The organism is Mesorhizobium sp. WSM4837 (genome assembly GCF_055811435.1).
Map to the genome: position 1 here is coordinate 1 of NZ_JBVVQE010000131.1, position 7,319 is coordinate 7,319.

The 7,319-nt window shown below is 56.9% G+C and carries 4 protein-coding genes and 3 pseudogenes; 3 read left to right on the top strand and 4 right to left on the bottom strand.

Going from position 1 to position 7,319, the window contains the following annotated elements:
- A partial coding sequence (locus AC0L3D_RS35480) for a hypothetical protein (RefSeq protein ID WP_473647399.1) occupies window positions 1-194 on the bottom strand: 194 nt, incomplete at its 3' end.
- A 303-nt stretch (window positions 195-497) separates the two neighbouring features.
- Between AC0L3D_RS35480 and AC0L3D_RS35485 the strand changes: the two are divergent.
- The 3 genes and pseudogenes from AC0L3D_RS35485 to AC0L3D_RS35495 form a co-directional block, all read left to right on the top strand.
- Window positions 498-857, top strand: a pseudogene (locus AC0L3D_RS35485) (ISAs1 family transposase); the annotation flags it as partial.
- A gap of 443 nt (window positions 858-1,300) precedes the next feature.
- The gene (locus tag AC0L3D_RS35490) at window positions 1,301-1,975 is read left to right on the top strand and encodes a RolB family protein (RefSeq protein ID WP_473647400.1); all 675 of its coding nucleotides are present in this window, start codon (window positions 1,301-1,303) and stop codon (window positions 1,973-1,975) included.
- 1,433 nt (window positions 1,976-3,408) lie between these two features.
- Entirely contained in the window at window positions 3,409-3,606 is a 198-nt protein-coding gene (locus tag AC0L3D_RS35495; RefSeq protein ID WP_473647401.1) for a hypothetical protein, read from the top strand.
- Between the two features lie 645 nt (window positions 3,607-4,251).
- On the opposite strand, the pseudogene repC reads toward AC0L3D_RS35495, so the two are convergent.
- From repC to AC0L3D_RS35510, 3 genes and pseudogenes are all read right to left on the bottom strand, one after another.
- Window positions 4,252-5,561: pseudogene (repC, locus tag AC0L3D_RS35500) on the bottom strand (plasmid replication protein RepC).
- 286 nt (window positions 5,562-5,847) lie between these two features.
- On the bottom strand, window positions 5,848-6,213 hold the full coding sequence (locus AC0L3D_RS35505; RefSeq protein WP_473647402.1) for a hypothetical protein: 366 nt from the start codon (window positions 6,211-6,213) through the stop codon (window positions 5,848-5,850).
- Between the two features lie 266 nt (window positions 6,214-6,479).
- Window positions 6,480-7,085 (bottom strand): annotated as a pseudogene (locus AC0L3D_RS35510) (IS5 family transposase); the annotation flags it as partial.
- Window positions 7,086-7,319: the final 234 nt, after the last annotated feature.

Genomic DNA, 7,319 nt, shown 5'->3' on the forward strand with positions numbered 1-7,319 from the left:
GGTATGTCGTGGGCTGGCGCGGCATGGACATCTCCCCGATTCGCGTCGTGAGAGCCCAATGCTGCGCCCATCTCCTGCCATTGCGATGGGGCACCCGTGTCCCGGAGCAGTGTCGCCAGGGCGCCAAGCGCGGCAAGGTCGACATGCGCAGCAGTAGTGATACGCCAGCTCGCGCTGGCGCCCCGATCGAACATCCACGCCGGAATCTCCAACCATCGATCAAATACCTGGCCGGAAATGCTGCAGCGAAAGACCGACGCGACCCTTCTCGATCACTTCATGGATAAAGACTTGCCGCTCAGCCCAGGCATGCCATGGATAAAGAAGCTCACGTCGGTCGGTCCCGTGGGTGTTCCGTCGCGGAGTTGTACAACCACCACAGACCCCACTCGGCCCTCGGCAACATGCCGCCAGCCGAGTTCGCAATGAAATCCACACTGGAAAAACAGGCCGCATGAGGCCACAAACGAAACCCAGGACTCTGCCTCTCACCGGAGGAGATCAGGGTCTCAGGTCGAAAGTGGGTGGCGTCGCTGACGGGCGTGCCGGAAGGCGTCGTTGCCATAAATGGCAAGTCAGTGCGCCGCTCCAAGGGGTCCAGGGCCAGCGAGGAGCCCATCCACATGGCTTCCGCCTTTGCCGCCCGCCAGCGCCTGATGCTGGGGCAGGTCAAGGTGGCGGATAAGGCCAATGAGATCCTCGCCATTCCCAGGCTTCTGGACATGCTGGCCATCGAAGGGGCCGTCGTGACGATCGATGCCATGGGCTGCCAGCGTGGCATCGCCCAGAAGGTCCTGGACAAGAAGGCCGACTACATCTTCGGCCTCAAAGGCAATCGAGGCACATTGGCGCGATGACCGTGCCAGCACTGTCGATGGCGATCACGGTCGCAATGATCAAATGCCACCATTGAGGATGTGATGTTCCCCGGAACTGGGCTGTCGGTACCAACGTATCAACAGGTCCCTGTCATTTTTAGTAATTGTTGTCCGATGGCGGCATCTGGCTTTTCCAGAATTCGTAGTGGTAACTTGCTCTTGTAACGAACGTGAGGTGTTATTGACTTAGCAAGGGGCAGGCCTGTTCAGCTCCCTAAAGTTGCGTCCCTTGACTATTGCGAGGGCCAGCGGTTGCACAGAAGCAGAACCTATACGCGACTTAAAGAGACACATCCCACAAATGCCCCTTTATTGCACCCAAACGGCAACAACTGTGCACATCGCAGATTACAAACTCATCACCTCGTAGACAAACCTCTATATAACCGAGTCACTCATACAGTTCCATCATAACCTTCACCATGGCAGACAACTATCCAGCCTACGTTCGCCCCCAATTTGACAGCCTCTGCCTAACGGGCAAAACCGGAGACAATCTGCGCAAGAGCCTCAAGAAGGCTGTCAAAAAGTACCGTGATTACCTCAAGCGGCTCCAGCGAACTCAGCGCAAGTGGGTGGCTGAGGCGCGGGCTTATGAACAAGCTTCAGGCCTTCCTCCAAGGGCTTTTGGGGCGTTCGAAACGGAACCCTGTATGACCCAGTCTCCACTCATTGGCCCTAATGAGGCTATCGAGGTTGATGCCCTCTCGACTGATGCTTCACATCCCCCCCTCGTGTATGTCTTTTTGCCTACCCTCCTTGCACAATCTTGTGTTGACAACAGGAGTTTCGAAGAAGTCCCAACTAAATATTTCCCCGGGGTGATGATGGCGATGAACTTCCCGCCATACGATGGCGTCATTTCTGCTACATCTGTAACGGGTAAGTACCACCGGCGATGGTGCACTAACGTCCAGCGCGAAGAAATTCAGCATTTCCTCGCCATCGCTCGGACCGACCGCTTCAGTTACCAAGACGATGATTTATGGATCCGCGATACGACAAGAGGAGGGTTCGACATCGTGGCCCATGGACAGATGATTTGGCCCCCGGCTATGCCCGCCACCGACTGGCCGATCGCATCTGGTTGGGACTAGTGGTGTCACTCTCGCGAAAATCCGCTAATGTTGGCCATGGACTCTCGTAGAAATACGTTCCGATCGGTGACTTCTATTTGCTTCTGTCGTGTTTGTTTGTTGTCGTGTTTCATTGTCGTTTCCGCTTTAGTTATCTGTGTTGTTGCTACAGTCATATTGTTGTAACATTTACCGTATTCAATCAAAAGCCCATGCTGGTTTTTACGTCTATCTTTTATCATTTTTGGACTGATACACGTTCCAGATGAATAAATGCTGCATTCGCGACAGGCCGGCAACTGGTGGGTGAAACACGTCATTCGTGTTTTCTCATTATACACCCATACTTGCTTTAACGATACCCATCTCTTCTCCTATTAAGAAGATACTCTATTGTTGAAACGGTGCAAATGTCGCCTCGATTTTGGGCCACGCAATCTCTATGCCTGATCTGACACTGCACATAGCAGCTTACGCCGGTGTGGAAGAAAACGAGTTTCCCGCCACAAGTGGCCGCGTGCACGCGTGTTGGCAAACCTCCAACTCGACCTCGAGCGAGTCTTTCGCCCAGTCCGGAAGTTTCCGCTAAAACGTGGCGACATTTACAAACACCGCCGACCACCGATTACAAACACCGCAAACCACCGTTCGTTCTTCCTTATTGGACGGCATTCACAAGGTTTTTCGATCTTGCCCTCTTTCGAGATGTATGGTGCCGTTACGCGTTTTTGTTTTAATTGCTGTCTGCGTTTCGTGTCGACGTTCTGTACCACTCTGTTTAACTAATCGAATAATATACGTCTGCATCTCAACTCAAATCGACACTTGCATTCCGTATTGTTAAAGCGCCCTGCCTTCAAACGGAAAACTCGTCTGGGCGCTCGGAAAGCCCGCATTTGCTTTGGGAGGCAATCACCGAGGGTAGACGAAAGGTCCGAACTGCTCGGTGTCAGCGGCATCGGTGAAATCGGGGGATTCTGCCGGACCATTATCCGCCGCGGAACGGCGCATCAGCAAGCTGATGCTTGCTTCTGGGTGCAAGTCCCATCCGGCCAAAGCGCAGCGGGCAATCCGGGATCGAGTCTTGCGGGCGTCGCGGCAATGCGGGGTCTGAAGTGTAGACAGGCGTCATGCAGGGTGCGGGATTGAGCTTCGAAAGGTGGATGTTCGCGGAGGACGAGTGTGTTCCCTGTCCCGAAGGCAATATGAGTATCGTCGTTACGCGAGACGATGCCGCTCCGCTTGGGTCGAAGGCCGATCACGCATGGAAGGTAATCATCGGAACATGAGAGAGGCACGCCTCGCTGGATGCGTCTATCGCGCGCTCGGCACGTTGCACACACCGACGGAGCTGCCGGACAAGCCGCCGTTTGTCACGGTGACGCTGCGTCCAACGATAGAATTTCAGCAAAAGAGGCCGTGGCAGAACGCCTGCACGCGAAGAGATCGAAGCGGTGCTGACACGCGATTACGCCATGGTGCCGCTTGGCGAATGTGACTATCAGCTCACTGCCTACCACACCGATCCTGACGGGCCGAGCCTCGACCATGAAATCATCATCTTCAAACGGCAATTGTTTAAATTTGCCGAGAGCTACCGGTGTTTCGTCGAAGCCGACATTCGCGAGGTCGGCGGTCAACAACGATCATGAGTGATCGCGCGCGGTGATCGTCCGCATCTTTCGTGTTCACTTGGCCACCCTCCAGCGCGACGGTGCCGAGTCAGAACTGAAGATAGCGACCGGATGGCCGGATTGTCGACCTCGTCGTCGTAGTGATGGTAAAAGCGAAGGTGGGCTTCGCCTAGAAGACGTCGTCTTCTCGAATGATTGCACCTGGATTATCGGCTCCGGAAAATTTGTCAGGACGCGTGCAACGATCGCAGGTTCGCGAGCAACTATCGAAAGTGATAACGATGACATCGCTTAGGTTGTGCCGGTAGAGCTCGAAGCTCTTCCGCTCGTCCTCCGTCGTCGGCTACACGCCGGCAATCACTATGCAGGGAAACTGAATAAGTGAACACGTCGAAAACGCGCGACGCGACATTCTTGTTGTTAATCTCCTGCAGCAGCTTGTATCGCCGATCAAAAACTTGTCTTACCGGGCCGCGAGAACTCGCCCGTTGGGGCATGAAGACCCTCGCGATACTATCGCGTCTCGACCAGCCTAGTGCCCGGGTTTTTTATCTCGACGTGCGGTTGCCGATGCTGCCCCACACGATCCTGCTCATCGCGTCTTCGCCCAACTTGCGGCGGCGCCTTGGGCAGGACGTCATCGCATTGTGATACCATCCAGCATCATGATTTCGGTCTGCGCAGGCTACGCAGAAGCGTTTCCGAGACCGCGAGCCCCTCCTTCCGATCGCCATCGCCAGGCGGCCCGCCAGAGGTTTCCGGAAGCGTCTTTTCGGCATCAAGTGTGGCGCGCAAGAGCGCCATGACCATCGGCCAAGTCGAAAATTTCCCGTCCCGAGCGCGGCCCGTCAGGCTACGCAAATAACCGCCTGCGCTGTTGATCTGATCGGCGCGCTGATAGATCGCTGCCAGCGTGATCGCCGCCTGGCGTTCGCCAAGAACCTCGCACGCCTCCCGCCAGGCGCTCGGGCTGATCCCCAACATGGGCCGGACAAGCTCGGCCACGGCGACAAAATCCCGCCAGTTGACAAGCTCGCCGCTCTGGGCGAGTTCCCGCATGTTCGGGCAGGCGGACAGCACTACCCCAAATGGGATATCCCGCTCCGTCTGGCTCCCCCGTTTGTCGGCATTCTCGGCGCTCCGTCCCGCTTCCTCTCTCTCTCTCCTGGACCGCTTTCAAATTCAGAATCTGAGCTTGAATTCTGTATGTTGCAACCGGAATGGGACTCATTGGCGTCCGTATTCCGTGAATCCACAAAGGATTCCAACACCTCACGGATATCACGCCATAGCACCTCGAGCTCTTCACAGATGCTCTCGACGAGTTGGCGTGGGGCCACGCGCGGCAGGCTGCTGACAATGGCCTGATATCTCTGCTGCACCCCTCCCCAATTGCATGGTACGCCTTCCTCGATGCCTGTATCGATCAGCTTGACGATGTCGCGGCGCAGCAGCGTCAGTCGTTCCTTCGCAAGACGGAATGCGTGCTTCTCGGCCTGGACGGCGCCCGCCAGGCGAGTGAACTCGGCTGCCCGCGCCACGATCGGCGACAGATCGAAGCCGAAGGCCTGCTCGATCTCGCCTCTCCGACTTTTCCTTGCATATCGCTTCCCGTTTGGGCTGTCCCTGCGGATGATCAGACCGTATTCGACCAGAATGGCGAGATGCCGGCGAAGGGTTGTAGGCGGCATGCCATTGGCACGCGCCATCAGCTGCTCGTTCGACGGCCAGACAATAAGATCGCCATCACCTGTGAGAACCGTCTCCTTGTGGAAGGACAGCAACGCGTTTAGAATCGCCATCGCGCGATCAGTGACCCCGAGCAGATCGCGGGCCTCTCTGATGTGCTGAAACGTCTGCCACTTGTGAACGGCGGCATCCTTCGGTGCCGCTCTTGCCTTCATCTGGCTTGCAATTTGGGCAAGCGTCATTGTTCGCCGCCCAAAGGGCGTCGTAGCTATGTGTCCCGTCATAGTTGCGCCCTCTAGCTTTTGGCAAAGCGAAAGCGCTCACCAAGATAGCGTCCAAATCTCCTCTCGATACTTCCGGGGATGAGGTCTATGGCCGTGAAATACGGTTGGTCGAATATTCTCCGATTGGGGCGACGCCCGTGCTCGTACCGTAGGGCGGCATAGATCGTCTCGTCCTGCACGCTGTGCGCCAAACATTACGGACAGCGATGCTTGCGGATCGAGATCTATGGCTAGAACAAGATAGACATTGAACGTGCGACGGTGCGCAAGGTACGCGCTCGTCGTCTTAAAGGCTGCCGCCCTTGAAATTTGCTACGGCCAAGACCTGCAATGCTCCATGCGGCAGAAATCGCAGTGCCTTAGCCGTCTGGTGAGCCGCAAACACCTCTAGGAGTTCGTCGATCTGCGCAAGCGTATGGTCGCGACGGTTGGGAGCCTGCCCTGCGTTGAACATCAACCTGAGTGTCAATTCGGGAATAGAGCTAAATCGTGAAGTCTCGTGAACCACGAAGTTCCGAAGGCTCTTACGCGCGTCCGGCGGGTATATCTGCTGGCGCCGCGCCTGCGGATCTTCGGGGAGCATGCCAGCATGCTGAACAATCTTGTCCGCTGCGTCCTCATTCTGCCCTCTGGTTGCGACATGCACAGCCATTGTCGATTTCCATCCTCTCTGTTGGCCCCTAGCCGCGCAATAGCTAGGCCACGATTCTCCCCCCGCGTCCAGTGGATTAGAGTTACAGCTATTTCACGCCGGCAGGAGGCCCCGATCGACGATCTAGCCGCTAAGCGTGACCGGTGTTCCCCCCTCGTGATCCAAAAAACCATCCGAACCGCGTGGGTCTGCCTCGGCGAGTTGGTATCGCCACTATCGCGAGACCGGCGACATTTGTCGATCGGAACCTTAGGCTGTAGACACCATTACGCTTGGCACCAGATGGGGTTGCGACGAGCTTGACGGCGGCGAGGTAGTTCGCCGGGTCTTTGTCGCCCGGAAGTGTTTGATCCGGTTGACGAAGCGATCCATGAGGTTTCGCTGACGATGAACCTAGGCGGAGAAGGAGAAGGTGCCTTGCGGTTTGCCTTTGGCGGGATGTTTGCCCAGGCCTTGCGCTCCGCCGCCCTGGCACGGATCGCGTGCCCTGTCGTGGCCTTGTCGGCGAGCAGGATGTCGCCCTCGCCGAGAGCGTCAAGCAGGGCTTCGGCCTCTTTGCAGTCGGCAACCTGCCCGCCGGTCAGACGCAGGGGGACGGGACGGCCTTCGGCGTCGACAAGCGCGTGGATCTTGCTGGTCAAGCCGCCGCGGGAACGTCCCATGCCGCCATCGTCTCGATCCCTTTTTCCCGTGGCCGCGTGCTGGTGGACGCGGACACAGGAAGAGTCGATCATGACGATGTCGCTGTCGTAAGCCTCGGACACTGCATCGAGAAGCCGGTCCCAGACACCGGCCTTTCGCCATCGCACGAAGCGGTTTTAGCAGGTGGTCGGCGGTCCGTATCGTTTCGGTATCTCACTCATCCAGCGGGATATGAGCGGTCATATGTCCGGCCTTCAGCGCGGTCTAAGACCGCTGGCCTCGATGAAATTCGCGATGCGAGGGTCTGATCAAATCTGACGCGCTGTAAGCGCATTGTCGCGCCGGCCTCTCTCGCCTCGGGATTTCGTCCCGTGGGTCATCATCTAGAGATGTTTAGATGGGGTATTCGGCTTGAGCCCTGTCTGCGACGGCAATGGTGAGGGATGCAGCGTTTCGAGCTGATG

Bases quoted from the DNA above. Each gene is read 5' to 3' on its own strand.
- AC0L3D_RS35505 (WP_473647402.1), bottom strand. From the start codon at position 6,213: ATGGCTGTGCATGTCGCAACCAGAGGGCAGAATGAGGACGCAGCGGAC.
- AC0L3D_RS35490 (WP_473647400.1), top strand. From the start codon at position 1,301: ATGGCAGACAACTATCCAGCCTACGTTCGCCCCCAATTTGACAGCCTC.